General features: G+C 60.4%; 20 protein-coding genes, 1 tRNA gene and 2 pseudogenes. 10 read left to right on the forward strand and 13 right to left on the reverse strand.

Annotated features, from left to right (window positions below; translation table 11 throughout):
• The 3 genes and pseudogenes from ACP7DE_RS19535 to ACP7DE_RS19545 all read right to left on the reverse strand — a co-directional run.
• Positions 1–231, reverse strand: a pseudogene (locus ACP7DE_RS19535) (hypothetical protein); the annotation flags it as partial.
• Positions 232–395: 164 nt separating this feature from the next.
• Complete coding sequence (locus ACP7DE_RS19540) at positions 396–890, reverse strand: hypothetical protein (protein WP_426073631.1); 495 nt, start codon at positions 888–890, stop codon at positions 396–398.
• A gap of 1 nt (position 891) precedes the next feature.
• The gene (locus ACP7DE_RS19545) at positions 892–1,074 is read right to left on the reverse strand and encodes a gp53-like domain-containing protein (RefSeq protein WP_426073632.1); all 183 of its coding nucleotides are present in this window, start codon (positions 1,072–1,074) and stop codon (positions 892–894) included.
• Here ACP7DE_RS19545 and rdgC point away from each other — a divergent pair.
• Both rdgC and ACP7DE_RS19555 read left to right on the forward strand, forming a co-directional pair.
• Positions 1,063–1,305, forward strand: a pseudogene (gene rdgC / locus ACP7DE_RS19550) (recombination-associated protein RdgC); the annotation flags it as partial. The gene ACP7DE_RS19545 and the pseudogene rdgC sit on opposite strands and share 12 nt — an antisense overlap.
• Before the next feature lie 270 nt (positions 1,306–1,575).
• Positions 1,576–1,869, forward strand: coding sequence for a DNA translocase FtsK (locus ACP7DE_RS19555; RefSeq protein WP_426073831.1), 294 nt, complete (start codon positions 1,576–1,578; stop codon positions 1,867–1,869).
• Here ACP7DE_RS19555 and ACP7DE_RS19560 read toward each other — a convergent pair.
• The gene (locus ACP7DE_RS19560) at positions 1,857–2,075 is read right to left on the reverse strand and encodes a hypothetical protein (RefSeq protein WP_426073633.1); all 219 of its coding nucleotides are present in this window, start codon (positions 2,073–2,075) and stop codon (positions 1,857–1,859) included. The two genes, ACP7DE_RS19555 and ACP7DE_RS19560, sit on opposite strands and share 13 nt — an antisense overlap.
• Positions 2,076–2,124: 49 nt before the next feature.
• On the opposite strand from ACP7DE_RS19560, the gene ACP7DE_RS19565 reads away from it, so the two are divergent.
• From ACP7DE_RS19565 to ACP7DE_RS19590, 6 genes are all read left to right on the forward strand, one after another.
• A complete protein-coding gene (locus ACP7DE_RS19565) occupies positions 2,125–2,739 on the forward strand; it encodes a hypothetical protein (protein ID WP_426073634.1) in 615 nt (204 codons plus the stop codon).
• Positions 2,740–2,822: 83 nt separating this feature from the next.
• Positions 2,823–3,425 carry a hypothetical protein gene (locus ACP7DE_RS19570; protein ID WP_426073635.1) on the forward strand — a complete coding sequence of 201 codons (603 nt, stop codon included), beginning with the start codon at positions 2,823–2,825 and terminating at the stop codon, positions 3,423–3,425.
• The gene (locus tag ACP7DE_RS19575; protein WP_257224801.1) at positions 3,422–3,544 is read left to right on the forward strand and encodes a hypothetical protein; all 123 of its coding nucleotides are present in this window, start codon (positions 3,422–3,424) and stop codon (positions 3,542–3,544) included. Before ACP7DE_RS19570 ends, ACP7DE_RS19575 begins: the two co-directional genes overlap by 4 nt.
• Before the next feature lie 9 nt (positions 3,545–3,553).
• Complete coding sequence (locus tag ACP7DE_RS19580) at positions 3,554–3,880, forward strand: hypothetical protein (RefSeq protein ID WP_426073636.1); 327 nt, start codon at positions 3,554–3,556, stop codon at positions 3,878–3,880.
• Positions 3,877–4,110: a hypothetical protein gene (locus tag ACP7DE_RS19585; RefSeq protein WP_426073637.1), complete on the forward strand. Its 234-nt coding sequence runs from the start codon at positions 3,877–3,879 to the stop codon at positions 4,108–4,110. Before ACP7DE_RS19580 ends, ACP7DE_RS19585 begins: the two co-directional genes overlap by 4 nt.
• Positions 4,107–4,346 carry a hypothetical protein gene (locus tag ACP7DE_RS19590; RefSeq protein WP_426073638.1) on the forward strand — a complete coding sequence of 80 codons (240 nt, stop codon included), beginning with the start codon at positions 4,107–4,109 and terminating at the stop codon, positions 4,344–4,346. The genes ACP7DE_RS19585 and ACP7DE_RS19590 overlap by 4 nt, the downstream gene beginning before the upstream one ends.
• An 88-nt stretch (positions 4,347–4,434) precedes the next feature.
• Here ACP7DE_RS19590 and ACP7DE_RS19595 read toward each other — a convergent pair.
• The 4 genes from ACP7DE_RS19595 to ACP7DE_RS19610 form a co-directional block, all read right to left on the reverse strand.
• Positions 4,435–4,509: transfer RNA gene (locus ACP7DE_RS19595), tRNA-Val, on the reverse strand.
• Between the two features lie 82 nt (positions 4,510–4,591).
• Positions 4,592–5,308 (reverse strand): DNA polymerase III subunit epsilon, encoded by a 717-nt coding sequence (dnaQ, locus tag ACP7DE_RS19600; RefSeq protein WP_426073639.1) that lies wholly within the window; start codon positions 5,306–5,308, stop codon positions 4,592–4,594.
• Between the two features lie 202 nt (positions 5,309–5,510).
• Positions 5,511–5,960 carry a ribonuclease HI gene (gene rnhA, locus ACP7DE_RS19605; RefSeq protein WP_426073640.1) on the reverse strand — a complete coding sequence of 150 codons (450 nt, stop codon included), beginning with the start codon at positions 5,958–5,960 and terminating at the stop codon, positions 5,511–5,513.
• Positions 5,953–6,729: a class I SAM-dependent methyltransferase gene (locus ACP7DE_RS19610; RefSeq protein ID WP_426073642.1), complete on the reverse strand. Its 777-nt coding sequence runs from the start codon at positions 6,727–6,729 to the stop codon at positions 5,953–5,955. The genes rnhA and ACP7DE_RS19610 overlap by 8 nt, the downstream gene beginning before the upstream one ends.
• A gap of 19 nt (positions 6,730–6,748) precedes the next feature.
• Here ACP7DE_RS19610 and gloB point away from each other — a divergent pair, with 19 nt between their 5' ends.
• Positions 6,749–7,558: a hydroxyacylglutathione hydrolase gene (gloB, locus tag ACP7DE_RS19615; RefSeq protein WP_426073643.1), complete on the forward strand. Its 810-nt coding sequence runs from the start codon at positions 6,749–6,751 to the stop codon at positions 7,556–7,558.
• Between the two features lie 82 nt (positions 7,559–7,640).
• Here gloB and aceB read toward each other — a convergent pair whose 3' ends face one another.
• Positions 7,641–9,239: a malate synthase A gene (gene aceB / locus ACP7DE_RS19620; protein ID WP_426073644.1), complete on the reverse strand. Its 1,599-nt coding sequence runs from the start codon at positions 9,237–9,239 to the stop codon at positions 7,641–7,643.
• 216 nt (positions 9,240–9,455) lie between these two features.
• Here aceB and ACP7DE_RS19625 point away from each other — a divergent pair, with 216 nt between their 5' ends.
• On the forward strand, positions 9,456–10,367 hold the full coding sequence (locus ACP7DE_RS19625; protein WP_035819455.1) for a LysR family transcriptional regulator: 912 nt from the start codon (positions 9,456–9,458) through the stop codon (positions 10,365–10,367).
• Between the two features lie 140 nt (positions 10,368–10,507).
• Here ACP7DE_RS19625 and ACP7DE_RS19630 read toward each other — a convergent pair whose 3' ends face one another.
• The 4 genes from ACP7DE_RS19630 to ACP7DE_RS19645 all read right to left on the reverse strand — a co-directional run bounded on the left by ACP7DE_RS19630 (position 10,508) and on the right by ACP7DE_RS19645 (position 13,874).
• Complete coding sequence (locus tag ACP7DE_RS19630) at positions 10,508–10,711, reverse strand: cold-shock protein (protein ID WP_010398811.1); 204 nt, start codon at positions 10,709–10,711, stop codon at positions 10,508–10,510.
• A gap of 298 nt (positions 10,712–11,009) precedes the next feature.
• The gene (locus ACP7DE_RS19635) at positions 11,010–11,372 is read right to left on the reverse strand and encodes an Hpt domain-containing protein (RefSeq protein ID WP_426073645.1); all 363 of its coding nucleotides are present in this window, start codon (positions 11,370–11,372) and stop codon (positions 11,010–11,012) included.
• A gap of 22 nt (positions 11,373–11,394) precedes the next feature.
• Complete coding sequence (upp, locus tag ACP7DE_RS19640) at positions 11,395–12,045, reverse strand: uracil phosphoribosyltransferase (protein ID WP_426073646.1); 651 nt, start codon at positions 12,043–12,045, stop codon at positions 11,395–11,397.
• A 146-nt stretch (positions 12,046–12,191) separates the two neighbouring features.
• Entirely contained in the window at positions 12,192–13,874 is a 1,683-nt protein-coding gene (locus ACP7DE_RS19645) for an isovaleryl-CoA dehydrogenase (RefSeq protein ID WP_426073647.1), read from the reverse strand.
• Positions 13,875–13,988: the final 114 nt, after the last annotated feature.

A 13,988-nucleotide genomic window follows, 5' to 3' on the forward strand; every position in this document is an offset into this window, starting at 1 on the left:
GCCCAGCACCCACCAGGCGGGCAAGCCGGCGGCTACCATCAGCGGCGCGGCGATAAACAGAAAGCCCAGTGCCGGGTCGCTGTCATACAGCACCGCCACATCCTTTGCGTTATCGAACAGGCCCGGCATCCAGTTGCGCACGACCACGACCAGGGCCGGGCCCATCAGGGCGGAAAAAAGAATGGTGACGAAGAAGCGCACGCCCGCTTCCTTGGCAGTTTTTGGCCACATGAACATGAATCCCAGTGAGGTTGCGGCAGCGCCGGCCAGGACCGGGATGCCAAAAATTTTAATCAGTGCGCCGCCGGCGGCGGTCGTTTCGATGGCCATGAATGCCTTTCAGGTGGTGGAAATGAAAAAACCCGCCGAAGCGGGTTTGTGGGAGCGTGCTGTGGTTAGATGGCTGCTGGGTCGAAAGCCTCGCGAATAATCGGCGCGGCAGTTGCGATGATTGACGCATAAGCGGCCTTCATTGCAGCAGTCAGGCCATCAAGATCAGTGGCGGCCAGTATCGCAGGAGCGACGGTAATATCGAGCAGGGCCTGACGCACCTCCAGAACATGCTGAACAGTGGCCGCATCGTTTGCAGCCATCGCAGCAAAACCGATTCCCGCCAGCCGATTTAGGATATCGTCACGGACCTGACGCAGTTTTGTCAAATACGGCGCAGCCAATTCGCCAAATGGTGCAGCTGGGCGTGACGTGATTTTCCATTCCCCCTCAAATTTTTCTTGAATAATCGCACCCGAGGAAAGTGCGTCCCGCAGTAACGCTTCGTCCTCTGTGGATACTTCGATGCCATCGTCTGGCCAAGTGCCAGCCGATTCATATGCGGCGCGCATCGCTGCAGGAAAGAAGCCACGAGCGTTGTTTGAGTAGAACACGGTCATTTTATTTTCCAATAGCCAAGTAGTTGGCAGAAACAGACGCGCCAGAATAGGCGTTAAAACCGGTAATGCTAGGGGCGTCGGAACTGACGTAACCGGGAGAGTTACCGTTCGATACGCAGAGGAAAACGCGTAGGCACTGCCTTGGAAATGCAAACGGGAAGGAGGCGCGCGTATCCGCCGCCACATCGCCGCCGGCAAGCAGTGCACACGCCTGGCCATGACCTGGAGCGACAAGATCAGCTTCGTGCTGGACGAGTCGCTGGCCATCAAGTCCGTCAAGCCGCTGGAAATCATCAAGGAAAGCGCCACACGCAACGACGACGAGCGCTTCGACAGCGACTTCGCGCTGATGTCGGGCGAGCTGGCCAAGTTGCTGGCCGACCTGGTAGAGGCCCTGGGCGGCGAGGCCGATGTGGAGGCGCAGGCGCCTAGCCCGGCTGCTGCCGGCCATCAGAAGGTCGAGCGTGCCGTGAACTTGACTGCCGATCTGTACAAGCTTCGCGCCCGTTACCGCGATGTGCTCAACGAGCTGTATGACAACACCATGCAGCCAGCCGTTGCCCGCGTCCGCGAGCACATGGCGGAAACCGCCGCGGGCGCGATTAAATCGGCGCTGACGCTGGCCAAGGAGCTTCCTGGCGGCTCACAATCCGCCGACCTGCTGCTGGTAGCCGCCGTTGAGATCATGGAACCGAGCCCACGGCCGGCAGCGGGCGATGCCCCTGTCCGCCAGCAGCGGCCGGCGCTGCAGCTGAATGGCGAAGCGGCAGGCGCCGTGCTGCCCGGCGACGGCAGCGCGAGCGATCCGCTGTACGACCAGGCCGTCGAGGTGGTTAGCATAAACCAGCGCGCGTCGATCTCGCTGGTGCAGCGCCACCTGCGGATCGGCTACAACCGGGCGGCCCGGCTAATTAATGTAATGGAAGTAAATGGCGTCGTCAGCTGCGCAGCATCGAACGGCGAGCGTCACATGCCATAACTCCCCCCGCCATCGTTGTCGCTACTACTTTCCGGCTCGTATTCAGCGATAGGCACCCTCTTGAAGGAGTAAGCCGGAAAGCAAAACTCGAGGCCGTGCTTGCCAACGCAATAGAAGAATTCGCTCGCTTCAACATCGCTATCAAAAATATAGGCGAATTCACCGACCTTGACGACGGTCGCAGACAGCATTTCGGTATTAGACATTTTTCCCCCTTGTTTCCGGACGGCAAATATAACACTTGGATTTGAAACAATGGATAAATTTCAACAAGCCGCACCCAGTTATGTACGGGAACGCCCAATGCTTTTCAACGCGCCAATGGCGCGGGCCTTACTCGACGGAAGCAAGACCCAAACGCGGCGTCCGGTCAAGCCTGCGCCCGAAATGGTCACGAACCAGCGTATCGAGCCATGGACGGGTGATCCAGCGGCCCTGCTCCAGCTGCTTCAGGAGTCGAAGAGATCCTGCCCATATGGCAAGCCCGGCGACCACATCTGGGTGCGCGAGACGTTCTTCGCCTACGGCCGCTGGGTGACGCGCTACAGCCATAAGAAGGGCCGCGACGAATGGCACTTCATCGACATGACGGCCGAATGCCACCGCGCATACCAGTACGACGACGATTCACCGGACCTACCGCTGGCGGCCGGGCGCGGCGGCGCGCTGCCAGGGTGGTACAAGCGCCCGGCCATCTTCATGCCGCGCGCGGCCAGCCGGATTCTGCTAGAGATCGTTTCGGTGCGCGTCGAGCGCCTGAACGCCTGCGGCGAGGAGGACGCTCGCGCCGAGGGCACACCTGGCGGCCATGGATCAATCCCGGGATATGCGTACTGCGCAACGCCTCTGGAGCACTACGCGCACCTCTGAGACTCCCTCAACGGCGCCGGCAGCTGGGCGGCCAACCCTTGGGTATGGGTGATCGAATTCAAACGGGTGACGCCATGAAGCGCTTGAAGGCCTATCAGGTCAGCGACGGCGCGGACGTGACCGTGATTCGCTACGCCACCAGCAGCGCGGCAGCCAGGCGCGAAGGCGGCAACGAAATCGGTTGCGAGTGGGATGGCGTCGATTCATGCGTGCGCAAACCGGAATACGACCAGTATGCGCCTGGCCCTGTGCCGGCCCAAGCGCTGATCGAAGCCGGGTGGCAGTTCGAATGCCGCCGCCACGGCTGTGGAAACTGGGCAAATCGCGACACGGAAGAAATGAAGTTCAGTGCTGCTGGCGACCCGTATTGCTGCGAAGCCTGCATGGCCCGACATTTCGCCCGGCAGCGCGCGAATGCGGCGGCGGGCGCGGCGCTGCAAGAACTGGTCGAGGCCAAGCTGCCAGGTTGCCATGTGACCGAGGTGTACGTCTATGGCTGGCGCCTACAGGCGGCATATGGAGGCGGCATGCGGGCTTATGTCGACTTCAGCTTTCCAGGCGGCCGCTGGCCGGGGCGCTTTGTGTTCGGCGAGGAAGGTTTCCGCGTGCATGCCGATGACCTGCATGCCTTCCGGGCTCTGTATCCACCGCCTGCCGACGAAGCTGCAACCACGGTGGCAGCATGACCGACAACGACGAAGTGCCGAACAGCGAACGCAGCCCCGGCGCCGCGCGCGTGGCGGCTGCCCTGATCCTGATTTACGTGGCGGCGACCCTGGCGGGCGTCTTGGCTGCAACAACCTGAAAGGTGAATATGACAAAACTTATTGAATGGGCGCCTGTCGTGCGCGATGCCGAAGGCTGGTATAGACATCCAGATATGCCAGAGTTCGATGAAGATCAAGAGGTGGAATATCGCGCGTGGCTCGCTGCCCAGGGCCTGGACACTACCTACGCCAGCCTGGAATCCGAGGATGATACGCATCCAGCCCATATTGCCTACTTCGACCAGGCGGGACTGGACGTCTCCGCCTGGAACCCGGCGCCACCTGCCGGTGATGGCTGGTTCACGCTGTCCATTCACGACTCCGAAGATGGCCCGTACTGGGTATGGGCCCGCCGTCCGGCGACGGCAGCATGAGCGCCCGCAAGCCGGAGCCAGCCGAATCGCCGCGTGAACTGGCCGACCAGCACGACCTACGCCTGCACCGCGCAAAGCAGTTGGCCAGGCCGGTCGGCTACAAAGGCCTGAACCGCTTCATTGCCGGCTTCTGCTGGCACAAGGGCGACGCTGAAATGACCGTGTATATCGAGGGCCTGGCCGAACCGGTTGCGCCCACCGAAATAACCATATTGGAGCAACCGCAATGATAAATAACGAGCAACACAATACACCCGTCAGTGCAACGCCCACCGATTCATTCCAGAGCCGCGTGCAGCCTTGGATGATGGCGTGCTTCGGCGCCAAAATCTCCGCTGACGGCGCCGAGCGCAATCACCGCTTCCTGGAAGAATCGCTGGAACTGGTGCAGGCATGCGGCTGCACGGCCAGCGATGCGCAGCGCGAAGCGGTGAATAAGCTATCGCTGTTGGTCGTCGCAAAGTAAATTACACTGAAAAATTACACTCAACAAAAAAGCCGACCTTTTTAAAGATCGGCTTTACGTGTAAGTGATTGATTTCACTTGATATTCTTGGTGGGAAGTGCAAGTTTCGAACTTGCGACCCCTGCAGTGTGAATGCAGTGCTCTACCCCTGAGCTAACCTCCCGAAGCGAGGCGAATTATCGCATAGGTGTTGCGCCATCTGCAAGGGCTGGCAACAGGAAATTTGGCATGGTTCGCTTTTTTTCTCAGGCCGCCGCCGGTGGCGCCAGGACGGCGGTCCAGATGCACTGGCCTTTGGCAGCCTTGTCGAGGCCGGCGATGGTGGCTTCGTGGGCGGCAAGCTCGTCGGCCGTGGCGCTCTGGAAGATGACTTCGGCCAGGGGCACGATTTCCAGCACGGCGCCGTCGGCGGCCACTTCCACTTCTTCTTCCATGCTGAGGCTGTTTTGCCCCCGCGTCATGGCCAGGTAGACGTCGGCCAGCAATTCGGAGTCGAGCAGCGCGCCATGCAGCTTGCGGTGGGCGTTCGACACGCCGTAACGGTCGCACAGGGCGTCGAGCGAGTTGCGCTTGCCTGGATGCATTTCCTTCGCCTGCACCAAGGTATCGATCACGCCATGCACTTGCTCATGCACGGGCGGCAGGTTCAGGCGCTTGAATTCCGCGTTGAGGAAGCCGATATCGAACGGGGCGTTGTGGATAATCAATTCGGCGCCGGCGATAAACGCGCGAAATTCTTCCGCGATTTCCGCGAATTTCGGCTTGTCGCTGAGGAATTCCGTCGTCAATCCGTGGACTGCCAGCGCACCCTCTTCCGAGTCGCGCTCGGGATTGATGTAATGGTGGAAATTATTCCCCGTCAACATGCGGTTGTTCAGCTCGACCGCCCCGATCTCCAGGATGCGGTCGCCCGTGCGCGGGTTCAGGCCGGTGGTTTCAGTATCGAGAACAATTTGACGCATGGCAGATTCAGTCGTAAAAGCAAAAAGCGAAGGGCACAGTATAGCAAAGCTATGCGCTGTAATCGCACCACTGCATGCTCGAACGCCCAACAAAACTGTAGCGAGCGGCAGTGAGTTGTGGTCGAGAAGCGCAACCGTACTCTAGTACGGTGAGCATCGCCGACCGCAAAGCGCGACGCGCAGTGGGTTTGGTTGGGCGTTCTTACGCGCGCACGGTTTCCACGCCCAGATTGGCCAGCTGATCGGCCCGCTCGTTGCCCGGATGACCATTGTGGCCACGTACCCAGCGCCATTCCACTTCATGTACGGCCTGGGCCGTATCGAGGGCCTGCCACAGATCGACGTTCTTAACGGGCGCCTTGGCCGCCGTTTTCCAGCCGCGCGCCTTCCAGCCGTGGATCCATTCGCTGATGCCCTTCTGGACGTACTGGCTATCGGTATACAACACTACCTGGCAGGGACGTTTGAGCGCCGTCAAGGCTTCGATCACGGCCTTCAATTCCATGCGATTATTCGTTGTATTGAGTTCCCCGCCGTAAATTTCTTTCTTGGCGCCATCGGCCACCATCAGCGCGCCCCAGCCGCCCGTGCCGGGATTGCCCTTGCATGCGCCATCGGCGTAAATTTCAACCTTGTCTTCAAACTTATCCATCTTGCTGTTCCCGCCTTTTATTCGTGACCGGTGCGCCTGCGGGCGCCGTCGCCGGTTTCTTGGTCCACGCCGGACCGATCAGACGCATCCCTTTGACGCGCTTGATCGCCTGCACTATATACACTGCGCCCAGATATGGCCACCAGCGCGCACCGGCCTTGTCCATGAAGGCGTTGCGGCGCAGCCATTTTTCCGTCCTGCAGGCGGGCGCGTAGCAGCCAAAATGACTTTGACTGACGCCCATGTTCAGCAATTTTAACCAGTCTTTCATGCGCGGCATAGAGATCAGCTCGCCTTCCTGCGGCAGATAATGGCGTCCCGTGACCCTCCCAATGCCCTGGCGCATGCCCCACAGGCTGGCCGGATTGAAGCCGCAGACGATGACGCGCCCCTCGGGTATCAGCACGCGCTCGACTTCGCGCAAGACCTGATGCGGCTCGGCGGCAAATTCGAGTACATGCGGCAAGACCACCAGGTCCAGGCTTTGCGAATCGAACGGCAGCTCATCGAAGGCCGACACCAGGGTCAAACGGCTTTCCTGCGGTGGGCGCGACGGCAGGCGCGCATCGAGCAGCCATTTGTTGGGCATGCGGTTGGCGGCCAGCGCGTCGAGCTGGGGCAAGCCGATCTGCACGGCATTAAAACCGAAGATATCGACGGTCAGACTGTCGAGGCATTGCTGTTCCCAGGCGCGCACGTAGAGACCGGCCGGCGTCTGCAGCCAGCCGTCAAGCGCTATAATGGATTTTTCGGATGCCACACTGTCCATTCAGTTTTCTCTTTTGCTCATGACACATTCCCCTGAACACGCTTTATCAGTACTTGCCGTGCCCGCCTTTGCCGACAATTACCTGTGGCTGATCCATGACGGCCGCCACGCCGCCGTGGTCGACCCCGGCGATGCGATGGCCATTCTCGATGCGCTGCAAGCCCATCAATTGACCTTGTCCGCCATTTTACTCACGCACCACCACGCCGACCACACGGGTGGCGTGCCTGCATTGTTGCAGCATTTCGCCGTACCCGTCTTCGGCCCGCGCAATGAGGCTATCACAGCCATCACGGAACCGCTTGCCGAAGGCGATGTTGCCTATGTCGCCGAGCTGGGCTTGCAAATGACGGTCATCGACGTGCCCGGCCACACCAAGGGGCATATCGCCTATGTGCGCCAGCGCGATGAGCGCAGCGGAGCACCGTGGCTGTTTTCCGGCGACACCCTGTTTGCCGGCGGCTGCGGCCGCCTGTTCGAAGGCACGCCGGGCCAGATGGCCGACTCGCTGGGCAAGCTTGCCGCCCTGCCCGACGATACGCAGGTATTTTGCGCGCATGAGTACACCTTGTCCAATCTGCGCTTCGCCAACGCCGTCGAGCCGGGCAATCTGGCCTTGCAGGAGCGCATCGCCATCGACACGGAAAAGCGCCAGCAAGGTTTATCGACCGTGCCGTCGACCATTGCCCTTGAGAAGGCCACGAACCCCTTCCTGCGCTACCGCGAAGCGGAGATTCTGACCAGCCTGAAGGTGGAAGGCAAGCTGGCGGCGGATGCTTCGCCCGTGGAAGCATTTGCCGCCTTGCGCATGTGGAAGAATAATTTTTAAGCCGATCCTTCCACAATAAAAAATCCCGGCAGATGCTTTATGGCATCTACCGGGATTTTTTCATGCTGCTACTTGATCAAGATCAGATTTCTTCGTACAACGGCAAGGTCAGGAATTCGGCGAACGATTCCGACGTCGACATTTCCTCGAAGATTTGGCCAGCACGCACATAGGTCGGCCCGTTACCGCCTGGCGCATCGCGCTGCACCTTGGCCAACTCTTCCGGAATCATGGCGCGCACCATGTCAGCCGTGACCTTGCGGCCATCTTCCAGCACGCCCTTGCTGGAGCGAATCCACTGCCACACTTGCGAGCGGCTGATCTCGGCCGTGGCCGCATCTTCCATCAGGTTATGGATAGGCACGCAACCATTGCCGGCCAGCCAGCTGCCCAGGTAGTGGATGCCAACGTTGATGTTGTAGCGCAAGCCTGCTTCCGTGATCGGCGCTTCCGGCTGGAAGTTCAGCAAGTCCGACGCTGTCACATCGATGTCGGGACGCTGCTTGCCGATCTGGTTCGGCTTGTCGCCCAGCACTTTCGTGAACTCGCCCATGGCCAGCTCCACCAGACCCGGATGGGCCACCCAGCCGCCATCGTAGCCGTCAGTGGCATCGCGCGCCTTGTCGTTGCGCACGCCGCCCATGGCGATGTCGTTCTTTTCCGCATCATTCTTGATCGGGATCAAGGCTGCCATGCCGCCAATGGCCGGTGCGCCACGTTTATGACACGTTTTCAGCAGCAGCAAGGCGTAGGCGCGCATGAATGGCGCCGTCATGGTGACTTTCGCGCGGTCAGCCAGGCAGAAATCCTTGTCCAGCTTGAATTTCTTGATGCATGAAAAGATGTAATCCCAGCGGCCCGCGTTCAGGCCCGAGCTGTGCTCCTTCAGTTCGTACAGGATTTCATCCATTTCAAACGCAGCCAAAATGGTTTCGATCAGGACAGTCGCCTTGATCGTGCCTTGTGGCAAGCCCAATTCGTTTTGCGTCATGACAAAAATATCGTTCCACAGGCGCGCTTCCAGGTGCGATTCCATTTTCGGCAGGTAGAAATACGGGCCGGCGCCGCGCTCCAATTGTTCCTTGGCGTTATGAAACATGAACAGGGCGAAATCGAAAATGCCACCGGAAATGCGCTTGCCATCGACCAGCACGTGCTTTTCATCGAGGTGCCAGCCGCGCGGGCGCACTACGAGGGTGGCGATCTTGTCGTTCAGCTTGTACGACTTGCCATTTTGCTCCAGCGAAATCGTTTTGCGCACGGCGTCGAACATATTGATCTGGCCCGTCAACTGGTTATCCCAGTTCGGCGTGTTCGAATCCTCGAAGTCCGTCATGTAGCTGTCCGCGCCGGAATTGAAGGCGTTGATGACCATCTTGCGCTCGACGGGACCGGTGATTTCCACACGCCGACATTCCAGCGCCTTCGGAATCGGCGCGATCTTCCAGTCGCCGTCGCGGATGTGCGCGGTTTCTGGCAGGAAATCAGGACGCTCACCAGCGTCGAGGCGTTTGGCCCGCTCCACGCGCACGGCCAGCAATTGCTGGCGGCGCGGCTCGAAGGCACGCGTCAGTTTGGCCACCAGCGCCAGCGCTGCCGGCGTGAGGATCTGTTCGTAGCCGGGCTGGATTTCACCCGTGATTTGCATGCCTTCTGGAAGTGCGATCGTGTTCTGCGTCATGAAGTTCTCCGGTTTTTAATCAATATAAGCAAAGGTAATCTGGCGATCCAAGTATAAGCTGAACGACTGCGCTGACAAGCCGGACAGAGGTGCAAAAACACTCTGCCGGGCGGCGCGTTTGTTCTATAGTATTGCACTATAAGGCATGGAAACGAGATTAAAAATCACTTCATCTATGCGTTTTTATCACAAGTGATGGCATCGCGGGAGCACGGCATGGGGCAGTTCAGACAAATATCAACGTTCGTGGAAGTCGTGGCCAAGGGCAGCCTGTCGGCGGCCGCACGCGCGGAAGGGATCGCACCGGCCATGATCGGCCGGCGCCTCGACGCACTGGAGCAGCGCCTGGGCGTCAAATTGTTGCAGCGCACGACGCGCAAGCTGGCCTTGACGAATGAAGGCGCCGCCTTCCTGGAAGACTGCCAGCGCATTCTGGGAGAGCTGGAAGAGGCGGAAGCGGCCGTGGCCGAACGCAGCGTGAAGGCCAGCGGTCATTTACTCATTTCCGCGCCGGCCGGCTTCGGACGCCAGCACGTGGCGCCCTTGATCCCCTCTTTTGTCGCCGAGCACCGCGACGTGACGGTGTCGCTGAATCTGAACGACCGCCTGGTCGACCTGATCGGCGAAGGCATCGACGTGGCCATCCGCATCGCCAGCCTGTCCGATTCCTCGCTGGTGAGCACCAAGCTGGCCGACAACCAGCGCGTGCTGGTCGGCTCGCCCGCCTACCTGAAACGGGCGGGCACGCCGCGCATCCCGGCCGACCTGGCGAAACACAATTGCCTGGCGATCAGCAGCGAAGGCAGCCAGCGGGGCTGGACCTTCCGCGAAAACGGCAAGAATGTCATTTTAAAGGTGGCGGGCAATATGGTCTGTAACGATGGTGAAGTGCTGCACGACTGGGCGCTGGCCGGCAAGGGATTGGCGTGGCGCTCGATGTGGGAAGTGGGCGCCGAAATCGCCTCGGGCCAGCTGGTGACGGTACTGGACCAGTTTGCCGCGCCGGGCAACGATATTTATGCCGTGTTTGCCCAGCGCCGCCATTTGCCGCTGCGCATACGGGCGTTCGTGGATTTTTTAAGGCATAGTTATTCGCAGCCAGATTACTGGCGTGAAAGGGCTATCTAGCCAATGCGGGGCGAACTGGAAGAACGCAAAGCATGTCAAAAGAACCACGCAGCCCGCGTAAGACCCATGGCTCACGGAAATTTAGACGAAAAAAAATCCTCGGAGACCGAGGATTTCTTTATTTCGTTTGATCCAGCGTATTAGATTGGCTGAATGTTCGAAGCTTGCTTGCCTTTAGGGCCAGCGGTCACTTCAAAAGAAACGCGTTGGTTCTCTTGCAGGGACTTGAAGCCGTTCGACTGGATAGCCGAGAAGTGAGCGAACAGATCTTCGCCGCCTTCATCAGGGGTAATAAAGCCGAAACCCTTCGAATCATTGAACCATTTTACGATGCCAGTTGCCATTACAATTTCCTATTTCAGTTAAGTTGGGCTTGCGCCCGTTATATCGTTTGAAGCAAGAAAGAAATGACAGACTAACTGCACTACTACCTCGAATCCAACGATGCCCAATTATACCAACAAAACTGAGAAAAACCATTCTTTCGCAAAATAAACTTGCAAACACTACTTTAATAGCTAAATCCCCGTCTTGCGGCGCCCTGTACCAGCAGCATGGAGACACTATATCCTAATCTGCGACGCGGGTGCTTTGCGTTGCATCAAATGAATCATTGCAACCACATCCCTGTAGCGCCGCTACTCACGCGCTGAAATGGGTGGCACCCGCATCGCGTGCGGCCCAATGCAGCAGCGCCGCCACTTGCGCCCGCACGGCGGGCCATTCCGCCACCGCCTGCGCAGGCGCATTGAGCATGGCACGTACCTGTTGTTCGATGCGCCGGCATTCCTGCCCCAGCGCAGCGAAACCGAAGGTGGCGGCCGAGCCGGCTACTGCGTGCAGCGCACGGTGCAGCTCCGTCAACGTTTCCAAACGGGGGCCTTCGCTGTCGCAACGGCCGCTTGCCTGCGTGATCGTTTGCATCAGGGCTGGCACGCCAGCCGCATATTTTTCGTTCAGGGCGCGCAAACGCGCGCGAAAATCCGGATCGATCAAGGTTGCCATCGTCATCCTCGCCTGACGTGGCTTACTTGGTGCCGAAGATGCGGTCGCCGGCATCACCTAGGCCCGGCACGATGTAGGCGTGGTCATCCAGGTGCGAATCGAGCGAGGCGCAGAACATCTTGACGTTCGGATGCGCGTTCTGGAATACGCTCACGCCTTCCGGTGCGGCCACCAACGCCAGGAAGATGATCTGCTCGTCCGTCACGCCCCGCTTCTTCAGCACGTCGACGGCGTACACTGCCGAATTACCGGTCGCCACCATCGGGTCGCACAGGATGAAGGTGCGCTCGTTCAAGTCCGGCAAGCGCACCAGGTATTCCACCGGCATGTGGGTGGCGGGATCGCGGTACACGCCGATGTGGCCCACGCGCGCCGATGGCACCAGGTTCAGCAAGCCATCGCTCATGCCGATGCCGGCGCGCAAGATGGGGACGATGGCCAGTTTCTTGCCTGCGATGACGGGCGCGTCGATGGTCACCAGCGGAGTCTTGATTTCACGCGTGGTCAGTGGCAGGTCGCGCGTGATTTCATAACCCATCAGCAAGGTGATTTCCTTGAGCAATTCGCGGAAGGTGCGCGTCGACGTATCGTGCTCGCGCATGTGGCTCAGCTTATGCTGGATCAAAGGGTGATCGGTAATAAACAAATTCGGGAAGCGTGGATCTTGTTTCATATTGTTGTTCTTTCTCTGCTCTCTGGCGCGGCGGCAAGTCTGGGCCGCAGGCGCGCTGTGTATCGATAAAATGATGGATTGCCGCATTATCCCAGCCCACAGCCCGCCTGTGGCCGGAATTTTCGAAATAGTCGGATTTTTCGGGGTCAGTACTCGCGCAGGGCGCGCGCCAGGATGGCCGCGCAATCGGTGCCCGCCGGCAAGCGGCCATACGCGCCGCCCGGCGCTTGCACCAGACGCGACTGCAGGAAGGCCTGCGCGATGAAGGGCGGTGCATGGCGCAGCAGCAATCCCGCCTGCACGGCCAGCACGATGCGCTCGGATAAGTGCCGAGCACCAAACTCATCTGTTTGCGGCCCATCCAGCTCGGTCAGCAGGCGCGTCCGGTACTCAACAAAGGCGGCGTCAGCATCGCCGGCCAGCGCCAGCTCGGCCGCCAGGGCGTCGCGCGCGACCGGCGACTTGCCGAAGGCGCGCAAGACGTCGAGGCACATGACGTTGCCCGAGCCTTCCCAGATCGAGTTGACGGGCAGCTCCCGGTACAGGCGCGCCAGCGGCGCGTCTTCCACATAGCCGGTGCCGCCCAGCACTTCCATGGCTTCCGCGCCGAAACCGGGACCACGCTTGCAAATCCAGTACTTGCCGGCCGGCGTCAGCACGCGCGCCAGCATGGCTTGCCGCGCATCCTCCTTTTCATCGAAACAGCGTGCCAGGCGCAGCGCAAAGGCCGTGGCGGCTTCCGATTCGAGCGCCAGGTCGGCCAGCACGTTTTGCATCAGGGGCTGCTCGACCAGCGGCTTGCCGAACACGGCGCGCTGGCGCGCATGGTGCAGCGCCTGCGTCAAGGCGGCGCGCATGATGCCGGTGCTGCCCAGCACGCAATCGAGACGCGTATGGCTGGCCATTTCCAAGATGGTGGGAATGCCCCGCCCCGGCTGGCCCACCAGCCAGCCATAGGCGTTGGTGAATTCCACTTCCGACGAGGCATTCGAGCGGTTGCCCAGCTTATCTTTCAGGCGCTGCACGCGGATGGCATTGCGGCTGCCGTCGGGCAGGTAGCGGGGCAGAAAAAAGCACGACAACCCGCCCTCCTGCGCCTGCGCCAGGATCAGATGGGCGTCGCATTGCGGCGCCGAAAAAAACCATTTGTGGCCGACGATGCGCCAGGCGCCGCCGGCCTCGTCGCCGAACAGGGCCAGCGCTTCATCAGGCGGCACGGGCACCGCACGCGTGGTGTTGCTGCGCACGTCCGAGCCGCCCTGCTTTTCCGTCATGCCCATGCCGACCAGGGCGCCGCGCTTCTGTTCCACGGGCAAGGAGCGGGGATCATATTCGCGCGACAGGATCTTCGGCAACCAGTGGGCGGCGATTTGCGGCAGATCAAGGGCCTGGCGCAAGGCCGGCACCGAGGCATACGTCATCGTCACGGGACACTGCGTGCCGTTTTCCACCTGCCCCACTAATAAATAGGCGGCCGCGCGCGCCACCTGGGCGCCAGGACCGGGCGACGCCCAAGGTGACGCGTGCGCACCGGCGCCTACGAGGATGGCCATCAGTTCATGCCAGGCCGGGTGGAACAGCACTTCGTCGATGCGGCGCCCGGCCCGGTCGAACTGCTGCAATTCGGGCGTGTGGATATTGGCCAGGCGCGCCAGCGCATACGTCTCGGCGCGGCCCAGCTTTTCACCCAGCGCGTCGAGCTCCCGCAGCGCCGCGCCGCCGCCCTCGCGCAGCAGCGCTTCGATCAGCGCCGGGTCGCAGGCGAACAGATTGACGTTTTCAAAGGGCGTGGCTTGATTGAAAACTTCATGTGTGTCAAAAGCATGCATGGGGGTCTCCCGCGATTTGTTATCATGGCGCCCTTGCCGTCGCTGGCGCACCGTCAACACCGTCTGCCAGCCAGACTAGCGCAAAGCGGATGGCAGGGCAAGCGCGCTACCGAA

This window comes from Janthinobacterium sp. DSP2-3-3 (assembly GCF_049897325.1).
In the GTDB taxonomy this organism is placed as follows: Bacteria; Pseudomonadota; Gammaproteobacteria; order Burkholderiales; family Burkholderiaceae_D; genus Janthinobacterium.